2 protein-coding genes and 1 pseudogene are annotated in these 1935 nt (G+C 62.6%); 1 reads left to right on the top strand and 2 read right to left on the bottom strand.

The features are described 5' to 3' along the window. Nucleotides 1-11: 11 nt before the first annotated feature. Nucleotides 12-608 (bottom strand): annotated as a pseudogene (locus EOA86_RS32745) (DUF899 family protein); the annotation flags it as partial. Between the two features lie 309 nt (nucleotides 609-917). Further along, nucleotides 918-1340 carry a lysozyme inhibitor LprI family protein gene (locus tag EOA86_RS32740; protein WP_127211063.1) on the bottom strand — a complete coding sequence of 141 codons (423 nt, stop codon included), beginning with the start codon at nucleotides 1338-1340 and terminating at the stop codon, nucleotides 918-920. 199 nt (nucleotides 1341-1539) lie between these two features. Here EOA86_RS32740 and EOA86_RS32735 point away from each other — a divergent pair, with 199 nt between their 5' ends. Continuing rightward, a complete protein-coding gene (locus tag EOA86_RS32735; RefSeq protein ID WP_029350104.1) occupies nucleotides 1540-1887 on the top strand; it encodes a hypothetical protein in 348 nt (115 codons plus the stop codon). Nucleotides 1888-1935: the final 48 nt, after the last annotated feature.

Below are 1935 nucleotides of genomic sequence, written 5' to 3'. Positions count from 1 at the left end.
AAACCAAGCTACGAACTCCAGAAATGGCGAATGCCGTCGGCGTCGCGATGGAACACCGACAGCATCGGCAACTGCGCACCATCGTCGGCCTCGGCGTGGTAGTCGCGCTTGAAGCTGTTGCCGGCCGAGGAGAGCAGCCGCATGTTCGTCCAGCCACGGTCGCGGCCAAGCGTGATCAGGTTTTCGAGCGCGGTCTTGCCCACCACGGCGAAGTTGAAGCCGGCGGCCTCGAGATGGTCGATGGCGCCGGCGAACTGATCGAGCAGCGCCGTGCAGGACGGGCATGGCTGGTCGGCCCGCGCGAGCTTGGCCGTGCCGCCGCTTGTCGCCACGTCGCGCGTCTCCTGCGGATGGCGCGGAAACATCATCGAGTAGACGATCAGTGTGTCCTTGCCAGGCGAAAACAGCTCCGACAGTTTTATCCGGGCCGGCTTGCCGTCGGGGCCAAGCCCGTCGAACACATAGTCCTCAGGCACCAGCCCGCCCGGCGGCAGTGCGCGACGGGCGACGGCTACATCCTCCATTGCGCGGCGCAGCTCGATCTCCTTCTGCAAAAGGGTTTTGCGGGCGGCGCGGTATTCCTGGGATTCGTTGGGAAAGGTGATCATCGTCATCTCCATCAGCCGTGCGTTTGACGACGCCTGCCTGTTCGCGGCAACGCGCCTTGCCTCTCAAGGACGCATCGCGAAGGACCGTTCCGACATTTTTGCACACGCAAGCGGCAGAAGTCCCCTCACCCAGCCTCCGTTTCGCTGCTGACCTCCCCCAAGGGAGAGGAGACTGTCAACGCCGGCGCCAACCTCTTCTCCCCGTCGGGGTGAAGGTGGCCGCCCACGGGTCTTGCCTCCGGCAAGCCCGAGGACAGGCTCCGCGGCCGGATGAGGGGGACCTCACATGGGATACCGGGACAAACGAAGTTACCGCGCCGCCGGCACCGGGCAGTTGGCATCGCCTTCCTGGCAATTGAGGTAGCCCTGGAAATCCCTCAGCCGGTTGTCGGTGACGGCCTCCTGGCAGCCGGCGACGACCATTGGATACATGCTGCCGGCCATGTCGGGCGGGCCGCCCTGAAATTTGCACTCGGCATCGCGGAAAGCGACCCAGGCGCGCTGCGCATCGACCAGCAGCTTCTTTGACGCCGCATTGTCCTTCAGCCGACCCTCGATCTGCTTGTAGGCGTCGTTGAGCTTTTTGTCGGCCTTCGCGAGCGACTTGCCGGCGCATTCGTTCATGGTCGTTTGATCCATCGCATTGGCGCAATCGTCGGCCGCCCGCGCCTCGTTGGCGAATAGCGGAACGGCGAGGATTAAGATGGCGAGGCCGGTTTTGGGAAGCCGCATCGTGTTTCTCCGATTTTCGAGGGCCCCCGCTGTAACAAAGCTTAACCGTGAGACGAATACAGGCAAGATGCAGCTTGTCGCTTTGGTGGACAGTTCCTTTCAGGCGGCTCCGACGACTGCGAAGCAATAGCGTTGCGGAACGGGATGCATCTCACCGCATTTTTCGTTCAGGATTATAGATCCATATCGGGGAGGAACCATGCGCGAAGCCGACAATGACGAAATCGACCTGCGCTGTCCGCAGATCGTTGCCGACAATGCCGCCATGGGCCTCAGGCTGCGCGGCATATTTGGTCGCGGCGGCACCGAGGTCGGGGTTGCGCGGGCGACCGAGCTCAAGAACCGCGATAAACTTTCGCCCTCCACCATCCAGCGCATGGTCAGCTATTTCGCCCGCCATGAGGTCGACAAGAAGGGCCGTAACTTCGGCAGTGAAGAAAACCCGTCGGCCGGTTACATCGCCTGGCTTCTATGGGGCGGCGACGAAGGCCGCTCCTGGGCGCTCGAGCTCAAGCAGAAGATCGGCAACGCGCCGACTGAGCGATAACAAAGCAGTTGGCCTTGGAAACAGGAAGATTCGCGGGCGGTGATAGGT

Source organism: Mesorhizobium sp. M5C.F.Ca.IN.020.32.2.1, from assembly GCF_004023105.1.
In the GTDB taxonomy this organism is placed as follows: Bacteria; Pseudomonadota; Alphaproteobacteria; order Rhizobiales; family Rhizobiaceae; genus Mesorhizobium; species Mesorhizobium wenxiniae.
Note: the sequence above shows the minus strand (reverse complement) of the source record. Positions and strands in the feature narration are given on the sequence as shown.